Origin of the sequence: Micromonospora sp. NPDC049645 (assembly GCF_040675155.1) — a bacterium.
GTDB lineage: Bacteria > Actinomycetota > Actinomycetes > Mycobacteriales > Micromonosporaceae > Micromonospora.
The window spans coordinates 74,337-101,286 of record NZ_JBFAOI010000016.1 but is presented as its reverse complement, the minus strand read 5'-3'; the positions used below and the strand labels follow the sequence as shown (position 1 = coordinate 101,286).

Here is a 26,950-nt window from a genome sequence, read left to right as displayed (position 1 = left end):
GTCGGTTGTCCACCTGACGACATGTCGCCGCTGCGGCGGCCGGCGGCTAGTGACCTGGTGACACGCTCCGTCGCAGACTCCGATCGGCCCGCATCTACGGATGCGGGGCCTGGAGGAGTAGAGGAGCACATCGCATGCACTGGTCCCCACGCTGGCTCGCCGTCGGCGCGGTCGGCGCGTTGGTGGTCGGCCTCGCCGCACCGGCGTCCGCCGACCCGCCCGCCCGGCCCACCGGCCCGCACCCGGGCACGCCCGCCTCGGGCGTCGCGCCCGTCCGCATCACCCTGATCACCGGCGACCAGGTCGACCTGGTCCAGGCCGCGCCCGGCCGGGTCACCGCCAGCGTCCGGCGCGGTCCGGGTCGGGAGCGGATCATCTTTCAGACCGTGGAGGTCGACGGTGGGCTGCGGGTGCTGCCCAGCGACGTCATGCCGTACCTCTCCGCGGGGGTGCTCGACCCGAACCTGTTCGACGTGCAGGAGTTGGTCGCCGACGGGTACGGCGACGCCGCGCAGGGCGCGTTGCCGCTGATCGTCCGCTATCAGCAGCCGGCCGCCGGTCGGGTCCGGCCGCTCACCGGCGCCACCGACGCCCGGCCGTTGGCGAGCATCAACGGCGCGGCGGTGCGGGTCGGTAAGGGTGATCTGGGTGGCCTGTGGACGTCGCTGCGGGGTGCGCCGGGGCAGCGTGTCGCCGCCGGTGCGCCGGCCACGCTCGGCGCCGGTGTCGCCCGGATCTGGCTGGACGGGAAGGTCCGCCCGACACTGGAGCACAGCGTGCCGCAGATCGGCGCCCCGGCGGCCTGGGCGGCCGGGCGGGACGGTACCGGCGTGAAGGTGGCGGTGCTCGACACCGGCGTCGACGCCACCCACCCCGACCTGGCCGGCCGGATCGCCGAGGCGCAGGACTTCTCCGGCAGCGGCAGCGCCCGCGACGGGCACGGTCACGGCACCCACGTGGCCTCCACCATCGCCGGCAGCGGGGCCGCGTCCGAGGGGAGACGCAAGGGCGTCGCCCCGGGTGCCCGGTTGCTCGTCGGCAAGGTGCTCGACGACGCTGGCTCCGGCTACAGCTCGTCCATCATCGCGGGCATGGAGTGGGCCGCCCACTCCGGCGCGAAGGTGGTCAGCATGAGCCTCGGCGGTTCCCCGACCGACGGCACCGACCCGATGAGTCAGGCCGTCAACGAGTTGACCACCGAGACCGGGGCGCTGTTCGTGGTCGCGGCCGGTAACGAGGGCGCGGCGCGTACCGTGGGCGCGCCCGGCGCGGCCGCCGCGGCGCTGACCGTCGGCGCGGTGGACCGTGACGACAACCTCGCCGACTTCTCCAGCCGTGGGCCGAGACTCGGCGACAACGGCCTCAAGCCCGAGATCACCGCGCCGGGCGTCGGCATCGTCGCCGCGCGGGCCGCCGGCACCGCCATGGGTACGCCGGTCGACGACGCCTACACGACCGCGTCCGGTACCTCGATGGCCACCCCGCACGTGGCCGGAGCGGCGGCGATCCTCGCCCAGGAACACCCGGACTGGCCGGCCGCGAAACTGAAGGACGCGCTGGTCAGCACCACGAAGGCGAACCCGGCGTTGACGGTGTTCGAGCAGGGTGGCGGCCGCGTCGACGTGGCGCGGGCGCTCGGCCAGCAGGTGTACTCCTCCGGGACCGCCGACTTCGGCCGGCTCAGCACCGGTGGCGCGACGGCCGAGCGGACCGTGACGTACACCAACGGCGGCACGGCCCCGCAGACCCTGCGGCTGGCGCTGGAACTGCGCAACCTGGACACCCGCGCGGCCGAGACCGACGGTGTCTCGGTCGGCGGCGCCGAGGTGACCGTGCCGGCCGGCGGCAGCGTCGCCGTGCCGTTGCGGGCGGACCCGGCAAAGCTGGACCGGGGTCTGCACGGCGGGTGGTTGGTGGCCACCGGCGCGGACGGTGTGGCGGTGCGCACCGCGGTCGCGCTCACCCTCAGCGGCCCGCTGCACACCGTGACCGTGAAGGCGCTGGACATGCAGGGTCAGCCGGGTCTCGCGTCGGTGCTCACCCTCTTCGGTGAGCAGCCCGAGTCCGACTGGCTCGGTTGGGTCGGCGGCGAGGTGCAACTCCAGGTCGAGGAGGGCCCCTACCTGCTTGAGGCGTTGATCGAACACGGTGCCCCACTGGACGAGCAGATCACCCTGGTCACCGACCCGGAGCTGCTGGTCGACCGGGACCTCACGGTGTTGCTCGACCCGCGCAAGGGCACTCCGGTGCGCATCGAGACGCCGAAGCCCTCCGAACAGCAGGCGACGATCAGCTTCTACGAGCACCGGGTCTTCGGCAACGGCCGGCAGGTCGACCACGGGGTAATGACCTTCAGCACCGTTCAGCAGGTCAACGTCACACCGACGCGGCCGGTGCGCGCGGGGGAGTTCGAGTTCTCGTCGCGCTGGCAGTTGGTCGCCCCGATGGTGGACGCGACGATCAGTGGGGTGTCCGGCCCGCTGGACATCAACCTGATGGGTTACTCGCCGGCGCCGTCCGACCGGCGGAAGCTGCCGTTGATCTGGGCCGGCACCGGCACCCCGGGTGAGCTTGCCCGGGTGCGTGGTGCGGCTGCGCTGCTCACCACCAGTCCGGACGCCTCGGAGGAGGAGCAGATCGCGGCGGCGGCCGCCGCCGGTGCGACGGTGGCGCTGATCGTCCGACCGGCCGACTGGAGCGCGTGGACGTCGTGGACGCCGTTGGGTGACCGCCTGCCCATCCCGGCGCTGGCGGTGGCGCACGACGACGGGCAGAAGGTGATCGCGGCGGCCAAGCGTGGCCGCGCGACGCTGGATCTGACGTTGACCGTGCAGAGCCCCTACCTGTACGACGTGTGGCAGGTTTCGAAGGGGCGGGTCCCGGAGCGGATCACGCACCGGGTCACCGAGCGGAACACCGCCGAGGTGACGGCCAGCTACGGGGGCGTCGGTGGTGAGTGGGCCAGCGAGCAGCGCTTCGGGTGGCGTCCGTGGCAGGAGACCTCCTGGAACGACAACCAGCGGCTGGTGCGCGCCGGCAGCACCCGGCAGGAGTTCGTCAGCGCCGACGACAACTGGTGGCAGCACCGGGTCCTGCACAAGATCACGTTCATGGCTGACGGGCAGTTGACCGGTGGCCTGACCGAGCAGCCCCGGCAGTACGCCGCCGACGACCGGGAGACCGAGACCTGGCACGTCCCGGTGATCCGCCCGGCCGTGCCGGCGAGTGGGGTGCCGGTGCCCACCCGCGCCGGTGACAACCTGGATCTGCGGGTGCCCGAGTTCGTCGACGCGCAGGGGCACTACAGCGTGGCCGGTGAGAGCGAGGAGTCGGACACCGTCGCGGTGCGGGTCAGCCGCGACGGGCGGCAGATCGCGGACCTCTCCGACGGCTGGGCGCCGGTGCCCACGACCGCCGGGGCGGCCCGTTACCGCCTGGACGTGACCACCCAGCGGTCCTCGGCCGAGTGGCGCTACGCCACCCGGACCGACACGGCGTGGGAGTTCACCTCGGCCCGACCGGCGGGCGACGCCGCCACGCCGTTGTCGCTGCTGCAGGTGGACTACCGGGTGCCGGCCGACCTGCTCGGCGCGGTACGCGGCAACCGGCCGCACCAGCTGGGGCTGACGCTGCGCCAGCCGGCCGGGGTTTCCGCGCCGAGGGGCACCAGCGTCCGGGTGCAGGTCTCCCTCGACGGGGGCGTCACCTGGCGCAACGCGCCGACGAAGGGGTCGGGCACCCGGTACACCGCGACCGTGCCGGCGGGGCGCGGAACGGTGTCGCTGCGGGTGCACGCCGCCGACCGGGCCGGGAACACCGTCGACCAGACGGTGCTCCAGGCGTACGGGTTGCGCTGACGGGGGAGGGCGGGGCGGCTGAGCCGTCCCGCCCGCCGGGCAGGGGTTCGTCGTCGGTCGACGGCGGACCCCTGCGGCGTCAGAGCCAGCCGCGTCGGGCCACCTGGAACGCCAACCCCGGCCGGGTGTCCACGCCGGCGGCGGCCATCAGGTCGGCGATCCGCCGTTGCACGGTCCGTCGGCTCACGCCGAGCTGGGAGGCGATGGACTTGTCAGGTACACCGGCCACGAACAGCGACAGCAGCCGCGCCTCGTCGGCGTCCGGTTGGTAACCGCCGCCCGGATGGTCCTCGGGTTCCGGCCGGCGACTCTCGGCCGTCGCGACGGCGAGCGGGTCGTCGAGGCGCAGCCGGGTGGCCACCCGCCAGTGACTCTCGAAGAGGGCGAGCAGCGCGTCGAGCAGTTGACTGCGGCCGATCACGGCGGCGCTCGGTTCGCCGCCGTCGCGGTCGGGCACCAGCGGGCAGATGGCCGTGCGGGCGTCCACGATGGCCAGTCGGACCGGCAGCCGGTCCAGGACGCGGGCCTGCTCGCCGGCGGCCACCCCCTTGGCCAGGTCGGCCAACGCGCCCGGCTCCAGCAGCAGGTCGCGTTCGTAGATGGCCCGGTAGCTCACCCCCCGGGCCAGCGCGTCGAACTCCTCGACGTTCTCCGGTCCGGCCATCGCCAGGGGATTGGCGCGGCAGAACCAGAGCACCTCGGATCGCGCCGAGTTCTGTAGGTCGCGCAGCCGGTCCCGAAGAACCCGGGTGCCGGTGATCACCTCGACCAGGTGGTCGACGTGGTGCCGGCGCAGCCCGGAGCGGTACTCCTCGGCCAGTTGGGTGACCAGTCGGCGGGCCGCCTCCAGATCCTCCTGCCGGCGCAGCAGCGTCCCACCGAGGGCGACGTCCGGGGCGGTCGGGCGCAGCGGGGCGTCCGGGTCGTTGTCGCTGCGCTGCACGAGGCCCTTGCCGCGCAGCGCCTCGACCTGCGCGACGACCTGCTCACGGGGTCGGTGCAGGCGCCGGACCAACTCGTCGATCCGGGCCGTGGTGAGCTGGAGCAGGCAGCGGTAGAGCTCCTCCTCAGCCGGGGTCAGGCCGATCACGTCCAACACGGGGCAGAACTGTACGTCGGCCGGGTACCGGCCGTACCCGGGCCCGTCGGCTGGTCAAGTGTCGGGCCTCGCGTCTACTGTCGGTGGCTGTGCTGGAAGAGCTGCGCATCACCGGACTGGGCGTCATCGAGGACACCACGCTGCCGTTGACCGGCGGCATGAACGTCATCACCGGCGAGACCGGTGCGGGCAAGACGATGGTGGTCACCGGCCTCGGCCTGCTCTTCGGCGGGCGGGCCGACGCCGGGCGGGTCCGCGCCCAACCCGGCCGGGCGGTGGTGGAGGGGCGGTTGCGCCTGCACGGGCGGGTCGCCGACGCCGTGCACACGCGGATCACCGAGGCCGGTGGCGAGCCCGACGAGGACGGCTCGGTGCTGCTGAGCCGCACGGTGACGGTGGAGGGGCGCTCGCGGGCGCACGTCGGCGGCCGGAGCATGCCGGTGTCGATGCTCGGTGAGGTCGGCGAGCAGGCGGTCGCCGTGCACGGCCAGTCCGACCAGCTGCGGTTGCTGCGGCCGGCCGAGCAGCGGGCCGCGTTGGACCGGTTCGCGGGTCCCGCGCACGAGAAGCTGCTCGACGCGCTGCGCGACGCGTACACGGGGTGGCGTCGGGTGATCGACGACCTGGCCGACCGGCGGCGCAACGCCCGTGCGCGCAACCAGGAGGCGGACCTGCTGCGGCTGGGCCTCGACGAGATCACCCGGGTCGATCCGCAGCCCGGCGAGGACGACGAGCTGAAGACCGAGGCGCAGCGGCTGGAGCACGCCGAGGGCCTGCGGACGGCCGCGCAGATCGCGCAGCAGTGCGTGGCCGGTGGCGCGGAGGCCACCGACGAGACCCCGGACGCGGCGGCGCTGCTCGGCACCGCCCGGCGGACCCTGGAGGCGCAGGCCGGCACCGATCCGGCGTTGGGTGAGTTGGCGGCGCGCCTGGAGGAGGCGGCCACGCTGGTCACCGACGTGTCCGCGGAGCTGTCGGCGTACCTGGCGACGCTGGACGCGGACCCGGCCCGGTTGCAGCATGTCTACGAGCGGCGGGCGGCGCTGCGCGCGTTGACCCGCAAGTACGCCGACGACGTCGACGGGGTGATCGCCTGGGCCGATCGGGCCCGCACCCGACTGTCCGACCTGGACACCTCCGACGACCTGCTCGACGAGTTGGAGCGGGAGGGTCAGCGGCTCGCCGTCGAGGTGGCCGAGTTGGCGGGGCGGGTGTCCACGTCCCGGCAGGAGGCGGCGGTGCGCTTCGCCGACCAGGTCACCGTCGAGTTGGCCGGTCTGGCCATGCCGCACGCGCGGATCGAGGTGGCGGTGCTGCCCCGCCCGGCCGGGCGGGCCGAGCCGACCCTGGCCGTCAACGGCGTCGAGGTGGGCGTCGCCCCCGACGGTGGTGACGAGGTGGAGTTGCGGTTGCTGGCCCACCCGGGCGCGCCGTCGTTGCCGTTGCAGCGCGGCGCCTCCGGCGGTGAGCTGTCCCGGGTGATGCTCGCCATCGAGGTCGTCTTCGCCGGCTCGGGGGGCCCGCCGACGTTGGTGTTCGACGAGGTCGACGCGGGGGTCGGCGGTCAGGCGGCGGTGGAGATCGGCCGCCGGCTGGCCCGGTTGGCCCGCAGCCACCAGGTGTTGGTCGTCACGCACCTGCCGCAGGTGGCCGCGTTCGCCGACCGGCACCTGGTGGTGGCGAAGGACACCGGCGGGGCGGTGACGACCAGCGGGGTGCGGGTCGTCGAGGACACCGAGCGGGCTCGGGAGTTGGCGCGCATGTTGGCGGGTTTGCCCGATTCGGATCTGGGTATCGCCCACGCCGAGGAGTTGTTGGCCGTGGCCGCCAAGGAAAGGCGGTTGTGACGCCGCGTATTGTGAGCGCAAGCACACCGGCTTGTGCCGACGTGTGCTTCCCTGGGTAGGCGGCCCTGCTCAGGCATGTCGCGACAGAAAAGCCTGCCTCACATGCCAGGATGGTCACGATGCGTCTACCCACGTTGCGCCGCAACCGGAACTCCGAACCGGGCAGAGTCCTCGGCACCGCGCGCCTTGATCGCCGGACGAAACGCCTGGTCGGTCGGCTGCGCCCCGGTGACATCGCGGTCATCGACCACGTCGACCTGGACCGGGTGGCGGCCGACTCGCTCGTCGCCGTCGGAGTCGCGGCGGTGCTCAACGCCAAGCCCTCGGTCTCCGGCCGTTATCCGAACCTCGGCCCGGAGGTGTTGATCGCCGCCGGCATTCCGCTCCTCGACGACCTCGGTGAGGGCGTCTTCGAGCGGATCCGCGAGGGCGACCAGGTGCGCATCGAGGGCAACACGGTCTTCGCCGGTGACGAGCCGGTGGCGCACGGCAGCCTTCAGGACGCCGAGTCGGTCGGCAAGGCGATGGCCGACGCGCGGGAGGGTCTGTCGGTGCAGTTGGAGGCGTTCGCCGCCAACACGATGGACTACCTGCGCCAGGAGCGTGACCTGCTGCTCGACGGTGTCGGCGTGCCGGACATCGAGACGCAGATCCAGGGTCGGCACTGCCTGATCGTGGTGCGTGGTTACGACTACAAGGCCGACCTGGACGTGCTGCGCCCGTACATCCGGGAGTTCAAGCCGGTGCTCATCGGTGTCGACGGTGGCGCGGACGCGCTGGTCGAGGCCGGTTACACCCCCGACATGATCATCGGGGACATGGATTCGGTCACCGACGACGTGCTGCGCTGCGGCGCCGAGGTGATCGTGCACGCGTACCCGGACGGGCGGGCACCCGGCCTGCCCCGGGTCAACGGCCTCGGTGTGCCGGCGATCACCTTCCCGGCCGCGGCGACCAGCGAGGACCTGGCCATGCTGCTCGCCGACGAGAAGGGCGCCTCGCTGCTGGTCGCGGTCGGCACGCACGCCACCCTCGTCGAGTTCCTCGACAAGGGTCGCGGCGGGATGGCCTCGACGTTCCTGACCCGGCTGAAGGTCGGCGGCAAGCTGGTCGACGCCAAAGGGGTGAGCCGGCTCTACCGGCAGAGCATCTCCGGCTCGTCGCTGCTGCTGCTGGTCTTGTCGGCGATCGCGGCGATGGCGTCGGCGGTGGCCGTGTCGACCGTCGGGAAGGCGTACCTGGGTGTGGTCGCCGAGTGGTGGGACAATTTCGTGTTCCAGCTGTACCGGCTTTTCTAGTTCCCGACCGATCAAGAGGCTGCAAGCGTGATCAACTTCCGCTACCACGTGGTGTCCCTCACCGCGGTCTTCCTGGCTCTGGCGATCGGCCTGGTGGTCGGCACGGCCGCCCTCAACGGCCCGGTCGCCGACTCGCTCAAGGAACAGGTCACCGGGCTGCGCAAGGACAACCAACAGTGGCGCCAGACGGTCAACAACATGGAGAAGCAACTCGCGCTGGAGGAGGAGTTCGCCGAGGAGATCTCCCAGGTCGTCCTGCCCGGCAAGCTCACCGGGCGGCGGGTCGTGGTGCTCAGCCTGCCCAACGGGCGCGACCACACCGAGGGTGTGCTCAAGAAGCTCCAGCAGGCCGGGGCGACCATCACCGGCCAGGTTGACCTACAGGACAAGTTCATCAACCCGGACAACAACTCCAACCTGTTGGAGTTGGCCGTGACGGCGGCCCGCCCGACCGCGCAGACCACCGGCCTGCCGGGCAACGGGCACGGCGTGGAAACCTCCAGCGCGCTGCTGGCCAGCGTCCTGCTGGACCGGGCCCAGGGCGTCGCGCCGGTCAGCGACGCCGACCGGCGGGCGGTGCTCGCCGCGTACAACAACGCCGGCTACCTGACCACCGACAGCAACAAGGTCACCGCCTCGGCGGAGGCGGTGGTCGTGGTCAGCGGCCAGCCGTACGTCGACAAGGACTCCGACAAGCGGGACGAGTCGGTCGTCAAGATCGCGGAGCAGTTCGACCGCACCGGGGCGATCGTGGTGGGCGGCAACGGCTCCGTCGGCGGCAATCTGGTGTCCGTGGTGCGCGGCGACCCGGTGCTCGCCCAGACCATCTCCACGGTCGACAACGCCAACACGGTGCAGGGGCAGCTGGTCACCACCCTCGCCCTGGTGCAGCAACTCACCGAGAAGAAGGCCGGGCAGTACGGCGTCGGCGACAACGTCCTGTCTCTGCTGCCTAAACTGCCCCAGTGAGCGAACGACGTACCCCCGTGTCCGTAATCGTCGAGGCGACGTGTGAGCGACCGAGCCTGAGGGGCCGCAGCGAGGTGACGGCGTGAGCGCGCTGGGCCGGCTGTTGATCGCCGGTGCGGGTGCCGCGGCGGCCCGGTACGCGCTGCGGGAGGCGCGTACCTCGCCGGCCGGGCCCGCGTTGCAGCGCACCAACTTCCGCGGTCGCACGGTGAGTCTGGCCGCCGGGCCGGCGCTCGCCGCCGGCGCGACCGCCGCCGGCGCGTTCGGTGCCACCGGCGGCGCCGCCGGTGGGGCCGCCCTGGTCGCCGGTCTCGGCGCGGGTGGCGTCGGGCTGTACGACGACGTGGTCGGCGCGCGGCCGGAGCAGAAGACCGCCAAGGGCTTCGCCGGGCACCTCGCCGCGCTGCGCGAGGGGCGGGTCACCGCCGGTCTGGTCAAGGTCGTCGGGGTGGGCGCCGCCGGGTTGGCCGCCGCCGCGCTGCTCGCCGCCGACCCCCGGGTCGCCGCGCATCCGCGCCGGCAGCGGCACGGCGCGTTCGGTCGGGGTGTCGACGTGCTGCTCGGCGCGGGCGTGATCGCCGGCACGGCCAACCTGCTCAACCTGCTGGACCTGCGACCCGGTCGGGCGATCAAGTCCGGGCTCCTGCTCGCCGCGCCGCTGACCGGCGGCCCGCAGGGCGGGATCGCCGCGGGTGCGGCCGGCGCCGCCGCCGGCCTGCTGCACGACGACCTGGCCGAGGACGTGATGCTCGGCGACAGCGGCGCGAACGCGCTCGGGGCGCTGCTCGGTGTCGCGCTCGCCGCCCGTACCGGCCCGCTCGGCCGGGCCGGTGTGCTCGCCGTCCTCGCCGGGCTCACCGCCGCCAGCGAGAAGGTCAGCTTCACGGCGGTGATCCAGCGGACCCCGGGGCTGCGCGAGCTGGACGCACTGGGCCGACGCGCCGACTGACGTGACCAGACCGGCACCCCTCGCCGGCGCCGGCCGGCTGGCCGGGGCAGCCGCGCTCATCGCCGTCCTCACCGTGGTCAGCCGACTCGCCGGCTTCGGTCGTACCGCCGTGTTCACCTGGGTGGTCGAGCAGAGCGACCTCGGCGGCATGTACGTCATCGCCAACACGGTGCCGAACATCGTCTTCGAGATCGTCGCGGGCGGGGCGTTGGCCAGCCTGGTCGTGCCGCTGCTGGCCGGGGCGGTCGCGGCGGAGGACCGACGGGCGGTGGCGGCGACCACCGGCGCCCTGCTCACCTGGACGGTGAGCCTGCTGGTGCCCCTCGCGGTGCTCGTCGCCCTTTTCGCCGACCCGATCATCGCGCTGATCAGCGAGGGCCGATCGGCCGCGGAACTCGCCGCCGGCGCCCGGATGCTGCGCGTGTTCGCCCCGCAGTTGCCGCTCTACGGGATCGGCATCGTGCTCACCGGCGTCCTGCAGGCACACCGACGCTTCGCCTGGCCGGTCATCGCGCCGCTGCTGTCCAGCCTCACCGTGGTCGTCGTCTACGTGGCCTTCGGCGCCGCTCAGGGGCGGGGTGTGTCAGTCGCCCAGGTCGGCCGTACCGGCGAACTACTCCTCTCCGGCGGCACCACCCTCGGCGTGGTCGTGCTGTCGCTCTCGCTGCTGATCCCGCTGCGGCGGCTGCGGCTGCGGCCCCGGTTCGGGTACACCTTCACCGCTGACGCGCGGGCGCGGATCGGCGGGCTCGCCACGGCCGGCGCGGTGACGGTCGCCGCGCAGCAGGTGGCGCTCCTGGTGGTCCTCAACCGGGTCTCCGGCGGCCCCACCGGCTCCCCGCAGGTGTTCAACCTGGCTCAGGCGATCTACCTGCTGCCGTGGGCGGTGCTCGCCGTGCCGCTGGCCGTGGCGTCCTACCCCACCCTGGCCACCGCCAGCGACGCCGGTGACGAGGACGGCTACACCCGGACCCTCTCCGGCGCGGTGCGTGGCGTGCTGCTGTTCAGCTGCCTGGGCGCCGCCGCGTTGATCGGTACCGCGCGGCCGATCGCCGCCCTCTTCTACCCGGACAATCCGGCGTCCACCGCGGCGGCCATCATCGGGTTCGCGCCGGGTCTGCTCGGCTACGGCTTGTTCGCGATCCTGTCCCGCGCGCTGTACGCGCGCGGCGACACCCGGTCGGCGACGGTGGCGATCACCGTCGGCTGGCTGGTCGTCCCGGCCGTGGCGCTGCCGGTGACGGCGCTGCTCCCCACCGCCGACCGGGTGCTCGCGGTGACCTCCGCGAATTCGGTGGGGATGCTGGTGCTCGGCGCGTTGCTGCTCCTGGCGGTGCTGCGCGGCGCCGGCCGCGCCGCCCTCGCGGGCGCGGCCCGGGCCGGGACGGCCGGCGGCCTCGCCGGGGTGCTCGCCGCGCTCGCCGGGCTGGGCCTCACCCGCTGGCTCGACGGGCTGGACGGCGGCACCCCGACGATGGCGGCGGCACTCGGTCAGGGCATGCTGTCCGGGGTTCTGGTGGGGGCTTTGTTCCTCGCGGTGGTCTGGTTCGTCGACCGGCGGGACGTGCAGCCGCTGCTCGCCGGGGTGCTGCGGCGTCTGGGTCGGCGGGGGCCGTCCGGTGGCGCGCCGACGTCGGGCGCGGACTCCGCCGAGCGGGGCGACGGGAAGGAGACGGCGACGCGATGACCGAGCCAGCTCTGCCTGCCGGGTGGTCGGGCACTGTCGCGTTGGTGCTCGCGTCCAGCACCGGCGGGGTCGGCCAGCACGTTCGCTCGGTGGCCCGTGGCCTCGTTGCGGGCGGCGCCACTGTCCTGGTCTGCGGGCCCGCGGCTACCCAGGAGCAGTTCGACTTCGTCGGTGTCGGTGCGCGTTTCGAGCCGGTGGAGATCCCGGCCAGCCCGACTCCGGCCGACGCCCGGGCGGTGCTCGTCCTCCGCCGGGTGCTCAGCGCGGCCGGGGTCGACGTGGTGCACGCCCACGGCCTGCGGGCCGGGTTGGTCGCCGTGCTGGCCCGTCCCACCGCCCCGCTGATCGTCACCTGGCACAACGCGGTGCTCGCCGGCGGACTGCGCGGCGGGGTGTCCCGGCTCGTCGAACGGGTGGTGGCCCGCGGCGTCCGGGTGGCTCTGGGCGCTTCCGCGGACCTGGTCCGACGGGCCGCCGAGGTGGGCGCCGCCGACGCCCGGCTCGCCCCGGTCGCCGCGCCGACGCTACCCGCGCCACGTCGACGCCCAGCGGCGGTACGCGCCGAGTTCGGCGTGCGCCCGGACCAGCCGCTGATCGTCTCGGTCGGTCGGTTGCACCCGCAGAAGCGCTACGACGTGCTGATCGACGCGGCGGCCCGCTGGCGTACGCGTACCCCGCCGCCGGTCGTGGTGATCGCGGGCAGCGGGCCGGCGTACCTGCCGCTGGCCGCGCGGACCTCCGCCGCCCGTGCGCCGGTGACCCTGCTGGGGCACCGTACCGACGTGGCCGACCTGCTCGCCGGCGCGGACCTGGCGGTGGTGACCAGCGACTGGGAGGCGCGGCAGTTGTTCGCCCAGGAGGCGCTGCGCGCCGGCGTGCCGCTGGTGGCCACCGCGGTCGGTGGGCTCCCGGAGCTGGTCGGCGACGCCGCCACCCTCGTGCCCGCCGGCGACGTGGACGCGGTCGACGCGGCGGTACGCGCGTTGCTGGACGACCCGGCGGCCCGGGCGGAGTTGGGTCGGCGCGGCGCCGAACGGGCGGCGACGTGGCCCACCGAGTCGGACACCGTCGCCACCCTGGCGGCCCTCTACGCCGAGCTGGCGGGGGATCGCGGCGGTCCGGCGGCCGCCCCCGGCTCCGACGCCCCGAGAACGGGACACCGGTGATGCTGCGCCGAATCGCCCCCGCCCTGTTGACCGTGCTCGTGGTGGTGTTGGGCGTCACCGCGCTCGCCGCCCGCCCACCCCAGGGCGCGCCGCAACGCACCGCCGACTTCGTGGTGCTCGCCGGGATCGCCGGGCTGCGCTGGGAGGACGTGGATGCGCAGCGCACCCCGACGCTGTGGCGGATGGCCCAGGATGGGTCGATCGGTTCGCTGTCGGTGCGCTCCGCGCACCGGCCGACCTGCCCGGTGGACGGCTGGTTGACCCTGGGCGCGGGCAGCTTCGCCGCGTGGAACGGCAGTAGGCCGGCCGGTGGTTGCCCGACGGCGGCGGTGACGGTGGAGCAGCCCGACGGTATCGGCGCGAACCTGCCCGACCAGGAGAGCGTGGTCCAGTACAACCAGCAACGGCTGCCCTGGGGTGCCCTGCCCGGGTCTTTGTCGGAGTCGGTGCGCTGCTCCGTGGCCGTGGGCTCCGGGGCGGCCGTGGCCGCCGCCCGACCGTTCGGCCGCGTCGACCGGTACGCCCCGGCGCTGCCGGCCGACCCCCGGCCGCTGCTCGGCTCGTGTGTGCTCAGCATCGTCGACCTCGGCACGGTCGACGGGGCCGCCCCGGCGACCCGCGCCGCGCAGGCCCGCGCGGCGGACGCCGAACTGGCCCGGGTGCTCGCGGCGCGACCACCACGGTCGCTGGTGCTGGTCGCGGGGATCTCCGACACCGCCCAGCCGTCGCGGTTGCACGTGGCGGTCGCCGACGGGCCGGGCTGGGAGCGGGGGTGGCTCACCTCGGCCAGCACCGGCCGGGACGGGTACCTGCAACTGGTCGACATCGCGCCGACCGCGCTCGCCGCGCTGGGCCGGCCGATGCCGGAGCGGCTCTTCCTCGGCCGTGCGGCGGTCAGCACCGGTGGCCGTCCGGCGGATCTGGCCGAGGCCATCGACGCCCCGGCGAACGCCGACCGCGAGGCGGCCGCCCAGCGCAACGTCTCCGGTGTGTTCTTCGCGCTGCTCGCCGGGGTGCAGGTGCTGCTGGCGTTGGCGATCCTGCCGTTGCTGCGCCGGGCTCGTCCGCACGCCGGCCCGAGCGGCCCGACGCCGGTCTCCGGGCGGATCGTGGCGGTGGTGGAGCTGCTGCTGGTCGCGGCGGCGTTGACGGTCCCGGCGGCGTTGCTGGCCGACGCGGTGCCCTGGTGGCGCGGCGAACACCCCGGGTGGATCTTCGCGGGGGTGACCGCGTTGCTGGTGGCCGCCGGCACCGCGGCGGTGCGGTTCGCGCCCGGGTACGCGGGCACCCTCGGGCCGGTCGGCGCGGTGGCCGGCCTCACCACGCTTGTGGTCGGGCTGGACGTGCTCACCGGGGCGCGCCTGCAGCTCAACAGCGTGGTGGGCTACTCCGCCTTGCAGGGTGGCCGGTACGCCGGGCTGAGCACGGTGGGGCTGGGGGTGTTCCTGGCCGGGGCGTTGCTCAGTGCCGGCTGGATCGCTCAGCGGGTGCACCGGGGTTGGCGACCGGCGGTGATGGTGGCGGTGGGTGGCCTCGCCGTGGTGGTGGTCGGCAGCCCGTACCTCGGCGCCGACCCGGTGGGCGCGATCGCGCTCACCGCCGGGGTGAGCGTCGCCGCCGTGATCAGCGCCGGCGGCTGGTTGACGGTCAGCCGGTTGGCCTGGGCCACCATGGCCGCGCTGGCGGTCGGTATCGGGTTCGCCGTGGTGGACCTGCGGCGTCCGCCGGCGGAGCGGGGCAGCCTGGGCCGGTTCCTCTCCGCGCTCGGTGACGGCACCGGCGGGTTCACCGTGCACCGCTCCAGCACGGAGAACTTCGAGACGTTGGTCAACAGCCCGTTGACCGTGCTGGCGTTGGCCGGCGGGTTGCTGGTGTGGTTCGCCCTGTTGCAACCGTGGGGTGGGCTGATGCGGCTGTTCGGCATCTACCCGGCGGTCCGGGCCGCGCTGGCCGGCACCGTGGTCGCCGCGGTGCTCGGTGGTCTGCTCGACGGCGCGGCGCTGGACCTGATGGGCGCTGCCGCCGCCCTGGTGGTGCCGATGGCCGCCCTGGCGTCGCTGCGGGTGCTCGGGCACGCCGCGGACCGGACCCGCCCGGTGCTGGGCCGTTCCCGCGCCAACGGCGCCGACGACGACTCGGGGCCGGGCGGGGTCGGCCCGGTCGGTGGGGGTGACGGCCCGAGCGGCGGCGGTGGACCACTGGGTGCCGTGCACCCGCGTCCGATCGCCGGCCCGGCGTCGAGCGCACCGACGACGGTCACCCAACCGGCGCCGGACGCCCCCGGTGACGCCGACGACCCGGCGGAGCCGACCGCGGACGGGTCGAAACCGGCCCCCACACCGCCCCGGCAGGTCTCCCGGTCATCGACGGAGGTTGCCGCGTCCTGAGCGCCGGGCCTCCTTTGGATGGCCCGGAGGTGTCGCAGCCGGGGTGCGGCCTGCGGGTACCCGCCCGGGAGGTGTTACCGTCGAATCCCGTGGATCGCGTGATCACTTTTGCTGATCAAGCACGGCGGTCTGCATGACCGCGACAGACGACACGGGAGCAGGCCTTGGCCCCATCAGCACGGACGACCAGGCACATTTTCGTCACCGGGGGCGTCGCCTCCTCGCTGGGTAAGGGCCTCACCGCCTCCAGCCTCGGCAACCTGCTGACCGCGCGCGGGTTGCGCGTGGTGATGCAGAAGCTCGACCCCTACCTGAACGTCGACCCGGGGACGATGAACCCGTTCCAGCACGGTGAGGTCTTCGTCACCGAGGACGGCGCCGAGACCGACCTCGACGTCGGGCACTACGAGCGGTTCCTCGACCGGGCGCTGTCCGGCAAGGCGAACGTCACCACCGGTCAGATCTACTCCGACGTGATCGCCAAGGAGCGTCGGGGGGAGTACCTGGGTGACACCGTCCAGGTCATCCCGCACATCACCAACGAGATCAAGTCGCGGATCCTGGCGATGGCCGACCCGGACGAGGACGGGCAGCTCCCCGACGTGGTGATCACCGAGGTCGGTGGCACGGTCGGCGACATCGAGTCGCTGCCGTTCCTGGAGGCGATCCGTCAGGTCCGCCACGACCTGGGCCGCGACAACTGCTTCTACCTGCACGTCTCGCTGGTGCCGTACCTGGCGCCGTCGGGTGAGCTGAAGACCAAGCCGACCCAGCACTCGGTGGCGCAGCTGCGCAACATCGGTATCCAGCCGGACGCGATCGTGTTGCGGTGCGACCGGGAGATCCCGGTGAAGCTCAAGGAGAAGCTGTCGCTCTACTGCGACGTGGACGCCGAGGCGGTGGTCGCCGCCCCGGACGCCCCGAGCATCTACGACATCCCGAAGGTGCTGCACCGGGAGGGGCTCGACGCGTACGTGGTGCGCCGGCTCGGGCTCTCCTTCCGGGACGTGGACTGGGCCAGCTGGGACGACCTGCTGGAGCGGGTGCACCGCCCCCGGCACACGGTCACCGTGGCGGTGGTCGGCAAGTACGTCGACCTGCCGGACGCGTACCTGTCGGTGAGTGAGGCGATCCGGGCGGCCGGCTTCGGCCACCGGGCCCGGGTGCAGCTGCGCTGGGTGCCCAGCGACGAGTGCGTCACCCCGGCCGGCGCCGCCGCGGCGTTGGCCGGCGTGGACGGCATCCTGATCCCCGGCGGCTTCGGCGTACGGGGCATCGAGGGCAAGATCGGCACCGCCCGGTACGCCCGCGAGAACGGCATCCCGCTGCTCGGCCTCTGCCTCGGCCTGCAGTGCATGACCATCGACGTGGCCCGGCACCTCGCCGGTCTGGACGGCGCCAACTCGTTGGAGTTCGACGAGCAGGCGGCGCACCCGGTCATCGCCACGATGGCCGACCAGGAGGACATCGTGGCCGGCCGCGGTGACCTGGGCGGGACGATGCGCTTGGGCGCGTACCCGGCGACGCTGACCGAGGGTTCGATCGTCGCCGAGGCGTACGGCAGCACCGAGATCAGTGAGCGGCACCGGCACCGGTACGAGGTGAACAACGCCTACCGGGACGCGCTGACCAAGGCGGGTCTGCACATCTCCGGCACGTCGCCGGACGGCCGGTTGGTCGAGTTCATCGAGTTGGACCGGGGCCTGCACCCGTTCTTCGTGGCCACTCAGGCGCACCCGGAGTTGAAGAGCCGCCCGACCCGCCCGCACCCGCTGTTCGCCTCGTTCGTCAAGGCCGCGGTGGCGTACTCGCAGGCCGACCAGCTGCCGGTGGACCTGGACGCGGCGGCGGAGGCCCCGACGACGCGTAAGGCCGCCCGCAACGGCGCCGCCACGAGGGCGGCGTCCGCGTCGTGAGCGAGCGCAGCGAGCGAACCAGCAGGCTCAGCGGCATGGTGCCGCACGCCGTCGTCGAGCGCAGCGGGGCGACGGCGTGAGCGGGTTGGAGCACCGCTACGAGGTGCGTTCCCGGCAGGAGCGGTACCGGGGGCGGATCTTCGACGTGGTCACCGAGGAGGTGACCATGCCCGGCGGTGGGACCGGGATGCGTGACCTGGTCCGGCACGTCGGGGCGGTGGCCGTGGTGGCGCTCGACGACGCCGGCCAGGTGGTGCTGATCCGGCAGTACCGGCACCCGGTCGGGCGGCACCTGTGGGAGCTGCCGGCCGGTCTGATGGACGTCTCCGGTGAGGAGTTGCCGGCGGCGGCGCTGCGGGAGTTGGCCGAGGAGGCCGATCTCACCGCCGGGCGGGTCGACGTGCTCGTCGACCTGCACAGCTCGCCCGGTTTCACCAACGAGATCGTCCGGGTGTTCCTGGCCCGCGACCTCGCCGACGTGCCGGCCGACGAGCGGCACGAGCGCCGCGACGAGGAGGCCGACCTCCAGGTCGTCCGGATCGACCTGGACGAGGCGGTCGCGATGGTCCTGGCCGGTGAGGTCACCAACGCGTCCGCGGTGGCCGGGCTGCTGGCCACGGCCCGCGCCCGGGACACCGGTTTCACGTCTCTGCGCCGGGCGGACGCGCCGCTGCCGCGCTGAGCGCCGCCGCCGGTCCCGCCGGCGAAGGGAGTACGCGCCAACGGGGCCCCGCGGTCAGCCGCGGGGCCCCGTTCGCTGTCCGGTCTAGGAGTCGCGCAGCGGACGGCCCTGCGCGTCGGTGCCGCCGTTGACCAGGATCAGGATGCCGTCGATGACGCCCCAGAGAGCGCCGACGCCGCAGGTCACCAGGCTCACGACAAGCTGGAGAACGGCGATCTTGGTGTGTCCGGTGTAGAACCGACCGGCGCCGAAGGTGCCGAGCAGGATGCCGAGGATGCCCGCGACGACCTTGCTCTTGTCGGAGACGCCCTGGGGGTACCCCGGCTGGGGGTACCCGGGCTGGTAAGGAGGAGTGGTCATGGGCGGACACACTAGTGATCCACTGCCCGGCTGTCCGCACCGCCACCCGGCAGATGGGACGATAATGGTGGAACATTGTCCTGACGGCTGAGGCGATCATCCACCGCCGATTCCGGGCGGATGCCCTGACAGATCGTCAGGACACCCGCGCAGCGGATGCCACTGTGCTGGCTCACGGCGCACCGGGACGCGCCTAGACTGCCGCCGCGGGACCGGTGTACCGCGGTGGCAAAGGGGCCGCCGTGGCACCGAGCAGTCGGGGGAGAGCAGCCCCGAAGAGAGGTGTCTGCATCGTGAAGGTCGGAATCCCACGCGAGGTCAAGAACCACGAGTACCGCGTGGCGATCACGCCCGCGGGCGTCAACGAATTCACCCGCAGTGGCCACCAGGTCTTCGTCGAGTCCGGCGCCGGGGTTGGCTCCAGCATCACCGACGAGGAGTTCGCCGCCGCCGGCGCGACGATCCTCGCCACCGCCGACGAGGTGTGGCAGACCGCCGAGCTGGTGCTCAAGGTCAAGGAGCCGATCGCCGAGGAGTACCACCGGATGCGTGAGGGGCAGGTGCTCTTCACCTACCTGCACCTGGCCGCCTCCAAGGAGTGCACCGACGCCCTCATCGACCGCCGGGTCACCGGCATCGCCTACGAGACCGTCGAGCTGCCCGACCGGTCGCTGCCGCTGCTCGCCCCGATGTCCGAGGTGGCCGGCCGGCTCGCCCCGCAGGTGGGCGCCTTCTACATGATGCGTACCGGCGGTGGGCGCGGTGTGCTGCCCGGCGGTGTCTCCGGCGTGTACGCGGCCAAGACCGTGGTCATCGGCGCCGGCGTCTCCGGCATGAACGCCGCCGCGATCGCGCTGGGTCTGCAGTCCGAGGTGCTGCTGCTGGACAAGAACGTCGCCCGGCTGCGGCAGGCCGACGCGATCTACCGGGGCCACCTGCAGACCGTCGCGTCCAACGCGTACGAGGTCGAGCGGGCCGTGCTCGACGCCGACCTGGTCATCGGCGCGGTGCTGGTGCCCGGCGCGAAGGCCCCGACGCTGATCTCCAACGAGCTGGTCTCCCGGATGAAGCCGGGCAGTGTGCTCGTCGACATCGCCATCGACCAGGGCGGCTGCTTCGAGGACTCCCGCCCCACCACGCACGCCGACCCGGTCTACAAGGTGCACGAGTCGATCTTCTACTGCGTCGCGAACATGCCCGGCGCGGTGCCGAACACCAGCACCTACGCGCTGACCAACGTCACCCTGCCGTACGCCCTGGAGCTGGCCAACCAGGGCTGGCGCGAGGCGCTGCGCAACGACCCGGCGCTGGCGCTGGGCCTCAACACCCACGCCGGTCAGGTCACCTACGGCCCGGTCGCCGAGGCGCACGGCATGGACGTGCTCCCGCTGGCCGACGCGCTCGCCTGAACGGTGGCGCGCTGACCGGCGGCACGGACCCCGCCGGCGTGGGCACACCGCCCACGCCGGCGCTGCGCCGTGCCGTACGCGGTTACCTCGACCACCTGACCGTCGAGCGTGGCCTGAGCGCGAACACGCTCGCCTCGTACCGTCGGGATCTGGACCGCTATCTCGCGACCCTGGTCGACGCCGGCGTCGCCGACCTCGCGTCGGTCGGCGCCGGCCTGGTCGAGGCGCACCTGGCGCGGCTGCGCGCGGGCGACGACGCGCACCCGCCGCTGGCGGTCTCCTCCGCCGCCCGCGCGGCCAGCGCGGTCCGCGGCCTGCACCGATTCGCGCTGCGCGAGGGCCTGGCCGGCGCCGACCCGAGCCGCGACGTCCGCCCACCCACCCCACCGCGGCGGCTGCCCCGGGCGCTACCGGTCGACGACGTGGTCCGGCTGCTGGAGACCGCCGGCCCGATCACCGCGACCGGCGACGACGCCCCCCTCGCGCTGCGTGACCGGGCGCTGCTGGAGTTCCTGTACGGTACCGGCGCGCGCATCTCCGAGGCGGTCGGCGCCGCCGTGGACGACCTCGACACCGACGAGGGCACGGTGCTGCTACGCGGCAAGGGCGGGCGGGTGCGGCTGGTGCCGATCGGCGGGTACGCCGTCGACGCGGTCCGCGCCTACCTGGTCCGGGCCCGCCCCGGGCTGGCCGCCGCCGGCCGGGGCACCCCGGCGGTGTTCCTCAACGCCCGCGGCGGCGCGCTGTCCCGCCAGGGCGCCTGGGGCATCCTGCGTCGCGCCGCCGACCGGGCGGGGCTGCCCGTGGACGGGCCCACCGCCGTCTCCCCGCACACCCTGCGCCACTCGTACGCCACGCATCTGCTCGACGGCGGCGCCGACGTCCGGGTGGTCCAGGAGCTGCTCGGGCACGCGTCGGTGACCACCACCCAGGTCTACACACTGGTCACCGTCGAGCGGCTGCGCGAGGTGTACGCCACCGCCCACCCACGCGCCCAGGGCTGAACGTTCGCGGTCGGCGCCGACACGCCGGGCCGGTGCCGAACCCCCTGCTGGTCGGTGGCGTACAGTCGGCATCGGCGCGGACCTCCTGGGGCGACACGACCGGGGTGCGCAGCGGCGCCGCGAAGGACGTCGGACGGCTCCGACGCCGGGTGGGTCGTCGGGAGGGGGCAACGAGCACATGGCTGGCAACGGTGACCGTGCCGAGACCTGGACGTCGGAGCTCCGCGAGCAGCAGGCCACGCTCGGCGCGGACCTGGGTCCGGCGGACCCGGCTGCCTACACGATGCGCAAGCCCATCCCGGAGCCGATGCCCACCGACCGGCACGGGCCCGCACGGATCATCGCGATGGCCAACCAGAAGGGTGGCGTCGGTAAGACCACCACCACCATCAACCTGGGCGCCGCGCTCGCCGAGTACGGCCGCAAGGTGCTGCTGGTCGACTTCGACCCGCAGGGCGCCCTCTCGGTGGGGTTGGGCGTCAACCCGCACAACCTCGACCTGTCCGTCTACAACCTGCTCATGCAGGACGACGTGACCGCCGAGGACGTCCTGATCAAGACCGACGTGGCGGGCCTGCACCTGCTGCCGGCCAACATCGACCTCTCCGCCGCCGAGATCCAGCTCGTCAACGAGGTCGCCCGGGAGATGGCCCTGGCCCGGGTCCTGCGCTCGGTCCGCAAGGAGTACGACTACATCCTGATCGACTGCCAGCCGTCGCTCGGCCTGCTGGCGATCAACGCGTTGACCGTCGCGCACGGCGTGCTCATCCCCCTGGAGTGCGAGTTCTTCAGCCTGCGCGGGGTGGCCCTGCTGCTGGACACCATCGACAAGGTGCGCGAGCGGCTCAACTTCGACCTGGAGCTCGAAGGCATCCTCGCCACCATGTACGACAGCCGCACCACCCACTGCCGCCAGGTGCTGCAACGGGTGGTGGAGGCGTTCGGCGACAAGGTCTACCAGACGGTCATCACCAAGACGGTGAAGTTCCCCGAGTCCACCGTGGCCGGTGCCCCCATCACGACGATGGACCCGGCGTCCTCCGGGGCACGTAACTACCGTCAGCTGGCCCGCGAGGTGATCGCCGCCCAGTCGGAGCGGTAGCCGGAACGCCCGGTGCCCGCCTCGTGGACTACGGTCGTCCGGTGACCGCGCCACCCCTCGACCCACCCGAGACCGCCGCCGCGGCCGTGGTCGACGGTGCGCCGCCCGCCGATCCCGCTGCCAGTGGCTTCACGGTCCGGCTGGCCAACTTCACCGGCCCGTTCGACCTGCTGCTGCAACTGATCGGCAAGCACAAACTCGACGTCACCGAGGTGGCCCTGCACACGGTCACCGACGAGTTCATCGCCTACATCAGGGCGATGGGCGACGACTGGGACCTGGACGAGGCCAGCGAGTTCCTGCTCATCGCCGCGACCCTGCTCGACCTGAAGGCGGCCCGGCTGCTGCCCGCCGCCGAGGTCGAGGACGAGGCCGACCTCGCCCTGCTGGAGGCACGGGACCTGCTGTTCGCCCGGCTGTTGCAGTACAAGGCGTACAAGGAGGCGGCGGCGCACATCGCCGAGCTGGAGGCCGTCGGCGGCCGACGGTATCCGCGCGCGGTCAGCCTGGAGCCCCGCTACGCCGAGGCGCTGCCCGACCTGGTGCTCGGCATCGGCCCACAGCGGTTGCTGAAGCTGGCCGTGAAGGCGATGACCCCGAAGCCGGTGCCGGAGGTCTCCATCGCCCACGTGCACATGGTCCGGGTCAGTGTCCGCGAACACGCGGCGATCCTCGCCACCCGGCTGCGCCGGGCCGGCACGGCCACCTTCTCGCTGCTCTGCGCCGACTGCGAGGCCACCCTGGAGGTGGTGGCCCGGTTCCTCGCGCTGCTGGAGCTGTACCGGGAGGGCCTGGTCTCCTTCGTGCAGGAGCAGGCCCTGGAGGAGCTGACGGTGCGCTGGACCGGCCCGGCCGACGGCGACACCGAGCTGCACGTCGACGAGTACGCCGGCACCCCGGCCGACGATGCCGCCCCGACGGAGGCCGCGCCTGATCCGGCGGGACCTGCGCCGGGGTCGGCTGAGGCCGGCCCTGAGCCCGACCTGGCGGGGGTTGGGCCTGGGCCGGCGGTGGGGGCGGCTGGCGGGCCGGGCGGGACGGTAACGACGGAGGGTGAGCGGGATGAGTGACGAGGAACGCCGGGACTCGCTGGCCGACCAGGCCGCCGCCTGGGTCCCCCCGTGGGACCGTCCCCGCCCGCCGGCCGCCGACACCCCCAAACCGGCGGACGAGTCAGCCGCACCACCGGACGCCGAAGAGCCCGAAGCGGCAGCACCACCCCGACCGGAGCCCGAATCCGCCGGCATTCCCGCCGAACCGGACGGGGTCGCGGCGGGCTCGGCGCAGGTCGACGCGGAGCGCCAAGGCTTCGACAAGATGCCCTCGGGTGGGCCGGGCCCCGTTGAAGCGGTCCCGGACGGGCCCGAGCCTGTTCAGGCGGCCCCGAACGAGGTGTACCCGGACGGGCCGCCAGAGCCTGTTCAGGCGGCCTCCGACGAAACAGGGCCGAACCCTGACGCGGTGACCATGGGCACAGCGGGGGAGTCGGGTACGGCGGGGGAGTCGGGTGGGGCTGGGGACGTACGCCGGCGGCAGTCGGCGGGGCGGCGGCGGGCGACGGTCGCGCCGGAGCCCGCGCCCGAGCTGCCCGACGCCGAGCTGCGCGGCGCCCTGGAGGCCATCCTCCTGGTGGTCGACGAGCCCGTCAGTGAGCTGGTGTTGGCCCAGGTGCTGGAGCAGCCCGCCGAGCGGGTCGGGCCGATGCTCGACGAGATCGCCGCCGGTTACACCGCGGCCGGGCACGGGTTCGAGCTGCGTCGGGCGGCCGGCGGGTGGCGGCTGTACACCCGGCCGGAATACGCTACGTACGTCGAGCGGTTCGTGCTGGACGGGCAATCCGTACGATTGACCCAGGCGGCGCTGGAGACGCTCGCCGTGGTCGCCTACAAGCAGCCGGTGACCCGTTCGCGAATCTCGGCCATCCGAGGTGTGAACTGCGACGGGGTCATCCGTACGCTGGTCACCCGCGGCCTCGTCGAGGAGTGCGGCACCGAACAGGACAGCGGGGCGTTCCTCTACCGGACCACCACATTGTTCCTGGAGAAGCTCGGGCTGAACACCGTCGACGAGCTGCCGCCCCTCGCACCCTTCCTGCCCGACGACGTAGAAGAGCTTGCTGATGCGACCCGATAACCGTTCCCCCAAAGCCGACGCCCCTGTCTACGAGGGGGCGGAGCGCCTGCAGAAGGTGCTCGCCGCCGCCGGCGTGGGCTCCCGGCGCGCCTGCGAGGACCTGATCTTCCGCCGCCGGGTCACCGTGGACGGGCGGGTCGCCAAGCTCGGCGACAAGGTCGATCCGGCCACCGCGGTCATCCACGTGGACGGGGAGCGCCTCCAGGTCGACATCCGGCTGGTCTACGTGGCGATGAACAAGCCGCGCGGGGTGGTCACCTCCATGGCGGACGACAAGGGCCGCAACGAGCTGGCCGAGTTCATCGGCAACCGGGTGGAGCAGCGGGTCTACCACGTCGGGCGGCTCGACGCCGACAGCGAGGGCCTGCTGTTGCTCACCAACGACGGCAACCTCGCGCACAAGCTCATGCACCCCTCGTACGAGGTGCTGAAGACCTACCTCGCCGAGGTGGTCGGCCCGATCCCGCGCAACCTGAGCAAGCGGCTGCTGGCCGGCGTCGAGCTGGAGGACGGGCCGGTCAAGGTCGACTCGTTCAGGGTGGTGGACACTCTGGGCAAAAGCGCCCAGGTGGAGCTGAGCCTGCACGAGGGGCGCAAGCACATCGTCCGACGGCTGATGGAGGAGGTCGGACACCCGGTCACCCGGCTGGTGCGTACCGCGATCGGGCCCATCCGGCTCGGTGAACTGCGGACCGGACGGATCCGGCGGTTGACCAACGCCGAGGTCGCCGCCCTGTTCAACGCGGTGGGTGACTGACCCCCGAGTTCGGGGTACGGCAGCCGGTAGGCTCCACCGACGGCCGAGACGCGGCCGCCCGGGTGGCGTGGGTCGCCTCCGGCGGCGTCGCGCGCGGGTCCCCCAGCGGACCCGGGCATGATTGATGACGATTGAACAACCGCTTGCGGCGCCAGAGCACCGGGCGATCCGTGAGGTACGGGCTGAGGAGGACACGGTGGAGGAAAACGTACGGGCCGGGCGATGTGTGGTCGCCGTGGACGGGCCGTCCGGTTCGGGTAAGTCCACCGTGTCGCGGCGGCTCGCCGCCGGCATCGGTGCCCGCTACCTGGACACCGGGGCGATGTACCGGGCGGTCACGTGGGCCGTGCTGCGCTCCGGCGTGGACCTCACCGACGCCGCGGCGGTGGCGAAGGTCGCCGGCGAGGCCGACCTGCGCATCGGCACCGACCCGCAGGGGTACGGCGTGACCGTCGACGGCGTGGGTGTGGACGCGGAGATCCGTGGCCCGCAGGTGACCGGCGCGGTTTCCGCCGTTGCCGCCGTGCCGGCCGTTCGTGAGCTGCTGGTGACCCGGCAACGCGAGATGATCGCCAACGCGGGTCGGATGGTGGTCGAGGGCCGGGACATCGGTGCCGTCGTGGCCCCGGACGCGGACCTGAAGGTCTTCCTGACCGCCTCCGAGGCGGCCCGCGCGGCCCGGCGCAGCGCCGAGGACGCCGCCGACGTGGCGGCCACGGCCGCCGACCTGGCGCGGCGGGACCGGCTCGACTCGACCCGCAAGGTCAACCCGCTGGCCCAGGCGCCCGACGCGGTGGTGCTGGACACCACCGAGCTGGGCATCGACGAGGTCGTGGCGCGGATGCGCGACCTGCTCACCGAGCGGGGCGTGGCATGAGCGAGAGTTCCTGGGTCGAGTTGCGGGAGCCCGACGTCGCCGTCGAGGAACCGACCGGCCCGCAGCCGGTGGTGGCCGTGGTGGGCCGCCCCAACGTGGGCAAGTCGACGTTGGTCAACCGGATCATCGGCCGCCGGCAGGCGGTCGTCGAGGACGTTCCCGGCGTGACCCGCGACCGGGTGCCGTACGACGCGCAGTGGAACGGTCGGGCGTTCACCGTGGTGGACACCGGCGGCTGGGAGCCGGACGCGAAGGACCGGGCCGCGGCCATCGCGGCGCAGGCCGAGACGGCGGTGGTCACCGCCGACGTGGTGCTGTTCGTGGTCGACGCCATGGTGGGTTCCACCGACGTGGACGAGGCCGCGGTGAAGATGCTGCGGCGCAGCGCCAAGCCGGTGATCCTGGTGGCCAACAAGGCCGACAACAACTCCATCGAGATGGAGGCCACCTCGCTGTGGTCGCTCGGCCTCGGTGAGCCGTTCCCGGTGTCCGCGCTGCACGGGCGAGGCTCCGGTGACCTGCTGGACGCCATCCTCGCCGCGCTGCCCGAGGCACCGGCGATCGTGGAAAACCGCCCGCGCGGGCCGCGCCGGGTGGCGCTGGTCGGGCGGCCGAACGTGGGCAAGTCGAGCCTGCTCAACCGGTTCTCCGGCGAGGAGCGGGCGGTCGTCGACTCGGTGGCGGGCACCACTGTGGACCCGGTGGACAGCCTGGTCGAGATCGGCGGTCAGACCTGGCAGCTGGTGGACACGGCCGGTCTGCGCAAGCGGGTCGGCAAGGCCAGCGGCACCGAGTACTACGCCAGCCTGCGCACCGCCGGCGCGATCGAGGCCGCCGAGGTGGCCGTGGTGCTGCTGGATTCCAGCGAACCGATCAGTGAGCAGGACCAGCGGATCCTGTCGATGGTGACCGAGTCGGGCCGGGCGCTGGTCATCGCGTTCAACAAGTGGGACCTGGTCGACGCCGACCGTCGGTACTACCTGGACAAGGAGATCGACCGGGAGTTGCGCCGTATCCCCTGGGCGATCCGGCTGAACCTGTCGGCGATGACCGGCCGTGCCGTGGACAAGCTGGCCCCGGCCCTGAACAAGGCCCTGGCCAGCTGGGAAACCCGGGTGCCGACCGCGCACCTCAACCAGTGGCTGACCGCCCTGGTGCAGGCCACCCCGCACCCGGTGCGCGGTGGGCGAGCGCCGCGGATCCTGTTCGCGACGCAGGCCGGCGTGGCACCGCCACGGTTCGTGCTCTTCACCACCGGTCCGCTGGACGCCGGCTACCAGCGCTTCGTCGAGCGCAAGCTCCGAGAGGAATTCGGGTACGAGGGCAGCCCGATCGAGATCTCCGTCCGTCCGCGTAAGAAGCTCGGCCCCGGCGGCCGAGGCAAAGCACACGGCTGACCCCGTCCAGTTCTCCCCGAATGCCGGATGGGTGCTTCCGCCCATCCGGCATTT

Annotated in this window: 20 protein-coding genes; 18 read left to right on the top strand and 2 right to left on the bottom strand. The window is 73.3% G+C overall.

The window, feature by feature from the left end:
- Positions 1-134: 134 nt before the first annotated feature.
- Entirely contained in the window at positions 135-3,857 is a 3,723-nt protein-coding gene (locus AB0J33_RS27235; protein WP_363617288.1) for a S8 family serine peptidase, read from the top strand.
- Between the two features lie 79 nt (positions 3,858-3,936).
- Here the strand turns inward: AB0J33_RS27235 and AB0J33_RS27230 are convergent, their stop codons facing one another.
- Positions 3,937-4,956 carry a helix-turn-helix domain-containing protein gene (locus tag AB0J33_RS27230; protein ID WP_363617286.1) on the bottom strand — a complete coding sequence of 340 codons (1,020 nt, stop codon included), beginning with the start codon at positions 4,954-4,956 and terminating at the stop codon, positions 3,937-3,939.
- 89 nt (positions 4,957-5,045) lie between these two features.
- On the opposite strand from AB0J33_RS27230, the gene recN reads away from it, so the two are divergent.
- The 9 genes from recN (at position 5,046) to AB0J33_RS27185 (ending at position 17,857) form a co-directional block, all read left to right on the top strand.
- Positions 5,046-6,803 (top strand): DNA repair protein RecN, encoded by a 1,758-nt coding sequence (gene recN, locus AB0J33_RS27225; RefSeq protein ID WP_363617306.1) that lies wholly within the window; start codon positions 5,046-5,048, stop codon positions 6,801-6,803.
- A gap of 119 nt (positions 6,804-6,922) precedes the next feature.
- The gene (steA, locus tag AB0J33_RS27220; RefSeq protein ID WP_124773929.1) at positions 6,923-8,101 is read left to right on the top strand and encodes a putative cytokinetic ring protein SteA; all 1,179 of its coding nucleotides are present in this window, start codon (positions 6,923-6,925) and stop codon (positions 8,099-8,101) included.
- A 27-nt stretch (positions 8,102-8,128) separates the two neighbouring features.
- Complete coding sequence (locus AB0J33_RS27215; RefSeq protein WP_363617283.1) at positions 8,129-9,070, top strand: copper transporter; 942 nt, start codon at positions 8,129-8,131, stop codon at positions 9,068-9,070.
- Between the two features lie 82 nt (positions 9,071-9,152).
- Positions 9,153-10,019 carry a hypothetical protein gene (locus tag AB0J33_RS27210; protein WP_363617281.1) on the top strand — a complete coding sequence of 289 codons (867 nt, stop codon included), beginning with the start codon at positions 9,153-9,155 and terminating at the stop codon, positions 10,017-10,019.
- A gap of 1 nt (position 10,020) precedes the next feature.
- On the top strand, positions 10,021-11,706 hold the full coding sequence (locus tag AB0J33_RS27205; RefSeq protein ID WP_363617279.1) for a lipid II flippase MurJ: 1,686 nt from the start codon (positions 10,021-10,023) through the stop codon (positions 11,704-11,706).
- Positions 11,703-12,872, top strand: coding sequence for a glycosyltransferase family 4 protein (locus AB0J33_RS27200; protein ID WP_363617277.1), 1,170 nt, complete (start codon positions 11,703-11,705; stop codon positions 12,870-12,872). The genes AB0J33_RS27205 and AB0J33_RS27200 overlap by 4 nt, the downstream gene beginning before the upstream one ends.
- Complete coding sequence (locus AB0J33_RS27195; RefSeq protein WP_363617275.1) at positions 12,872-15,259, top strand: hypothetical protein; 2,388 nt, start codon at positions 12,872-12,874, stop codon at positions 15,257-15,259. Before AB0J33_RS27200 ends, AB0J33_RS27195 begins: the two co-directional genes overlap by 1 nt.
- Positions 15,260-15,423: 164 nt before the next feature.
- Positions 15,424-17,175, top strand: coding sequence for a CTP synthase (locus tag AB0J33_RS27190; protein WP_363617273.1), 1,752 nt, complete (start codon positions 15,424-15,426; stop codon positions 17,173-17,175).
- A 76-nt stretch (positions 17,176-17,251) separates the two neighbouring features.
- Complete coding sequence (locus AB0J33_RS27185) at positions 17,252-17,857, top strand: NUDIX hydrolase (RefSeq protein ID WP_363617271.1); 606 nt, start codon at positions 17,252-17,254, stop codon at positions 17,855-17,857.
- A gap of 84 nt (positions 17,858-17,941) precedes the next feature.
- On the opposite strand, the gene AB0J33_RS27180 is transcribed toward AB0J33_RS27185, so the two are convergent.
- Positions 17,942-18,217 carry a TM2 domain-containing protein gene (locus AB0J33_RS27180; protein WP_363617269.1) on the bottom strand — a complete coding sequence of 92 codons (276 nt, stop codon included), beginning with the start codon at positions 18,215-18,217 and terminating at the stop codon, positions 17,942-17,944.
- A gap of 293 nt (positions 18,218-18,510) precedes the next feature.
- Between AB0J33_RS27180 and ald the strand changes: the two genes are divergently transcribed.
- From ald to der, 8 genes are all read left to right on the top strand, one after another.
- Entirely contained in the window at positions 18,511-19,626 is a 1,116-nt protein-coding gene (gene ald, locus AB0J33_RS27175) for an alanine dehydrogenase (protein ID WP_363617267.1), read from the top strand.
- A gap of 38 nt (positions 19,627-19,664) precedes the next feature.
- Positions 19,665-20,630 carry a site-specific tyrosine recombinase XerD gene (locus AB0J33_RS27170; RefSeq protein WP_363617265.1) on the top strand — a complete coding sequence of 322 codons (966 nt, stop codon included), beginning with the start codon at positions 19,665-19,667 and terminating at the stop codon, positions 20,628-20,630.
- Positions 20,631-20,808: 178 nt separating this feature from the next.
- Positions 20,809-21,732: a ParA family protein gene (locus AB0J33_RS27165; protein ID WP_088990243.1), complete on the top strand. Its 924-nt coding sequence runs from the start codon at positions 20,809-20,811 to the stop codon at positions 21,730-21,732.
- Positions 21,733-21,755: 23 nt separating this feature from the next.
- Entirely contained in the window at positions 21,756-22,802 is a 1,047-nt protein-coding gene (locus tag AB0J33_RS27160; protein ID WP_363617262.1) for a segregation/condensation protein A, read from the top strand.
- Positions 22,795-23,865, top strand: a complete 1,071-nt coding sequence (scpB, locus tag AB0J33_RS27155; protein WP_363617260.1) for an SMC-Scp complex subunit ScpB — start codon at positions 22,795-22,797, stop codon at positions 23,863-23,865. The genes AB0J33_RS27160 and scpB overlap by 8 nt, the downstream gene beginning before the upstream one ends.
- A complete protein-coding gene (locus AB0J33_RS27150; protein WP_363617258.1) occupies positions 23,852-24,622 on the top strand; it encodes a pseudouridine synthase in 771 nt (256 codons plus the stop codon). The genes scpB and AB0J33_RS27150 overlap by 14 nt, the downstream gene beginning before the upstream one ends.
- 196 nt (positions 24,623-24,818) lie before the next feature.
- The gene (gene cmk, locus AB0J33_RS27145; RefSeq protein ID WP_363617256.1) at positions 24,819-25,499 is read left to right on the top strand and encodes a (d)CMP kinase; all 681 of its coding nucleotides are present in this window, start codon (positions 24,819-24,821) and stop codon (positions 25,497-25,499) included.
- On the top strand, positions 25,496-26,896 hold the full coding sequence (der, locus tag AB0J33_RS27140) for a ribosome biogenesis GTPase Der (protein ID WP_363617254.1): 1,401 nt from the start codon (positions 25,496-25,498) through the stop codon (positions 26,894-26,896). The genes cmk and der overlap by 4 nt, the downstream gene beginning before the upstream one ends.
- The last annotated feature ends 54 nt before the right edge of the window (positions 26,897-26,950 follow it).